We start from the raw sequence: 780 nt of genomic DNA on the forward strand, positions 1-780 counted from the left end.
TATTCACCAGGAGGTCCTGACCCGGGCGATCGAGGCCCACGGCGCGCCCCAGGAGCTGCTCTCGGACAACTCGTTGGCGTTCAACCAGTTGCGCCAGGGCAGGATCGGAGCGGTGGAGATCTTCCTGGCCTCGCGCGGCACCATGCCGATCAGCGGGCTGCCGGGCCGACCGACCACTCAGGGCAAGAACGAACGCTCCCACCAGACCCTGGCCCGATTCCTCGAGGCGAACCGCCCGGCCACGCTGGAGCAGCTGCGAGACCGGATCACCCGGTTCCGCAGGCACTACAACCACCGCCGGCCGCACCAGGCGCTGGACCAGGCCACCCCGGGAACGGCGTGGGAGTTGCTGGAGCACACCCCCGCGGCCGCGCCGATCCCCCTGGTGACGCTGGAGGCCAAGGCCTCCGAGTACCGGCAGGTACGCCGGTTGCGCCAACTGAACCTCGCCGGTTCCGCGGTGACGATCTCCAAGACCGGAGCGGTGCTCCCGGACGAACCCGAGACGATGGTGGAACGGGCCGCGGACCAGTCCATCGTGGGGATCACGCCGGCAAACCGGCAGGTCTACTATCAGGGCTATCACCTCTCCCTGCCGACGACCTTCGCCGGACGCCAGTTCTACCGCACGATCACCGACTGCGAGTTCCTGCTGGCGGACATCGACAGCGGGGAGGTCGTGTTCTCCTTCCCGCTGCCAATGATCGCCTTGCAGGTGCGGGGCCGGTACGTGGCCTCCTACGCAATCCAGGGCGTGCATGTAGCGAACCCGACCAAACA

1 protein-coding gene is annotated in these 780 nt (G+C 67.9%); it reads left to right on the forward strand.

Annotation, left to right across the window (positions count from 1 at the left end; all coding sequences use genetic code 11):
- Positions 1-780 (forward strand): integrase core domain-containing protein (locus CITRI_RS0115570; RefSeq protein ID WP_029139412.1); only part of this gene is annotated, 780 nt, incomplete at both ends.

Source organism: Citricoccus sp. CH26A, from assembly GCF_000224415.1.
Taxonomy (GTDB): Bacteria; Actinomycetota; Actinomycetes; order Actinomycetales; family Micrococcaceae; genus Citricoccus.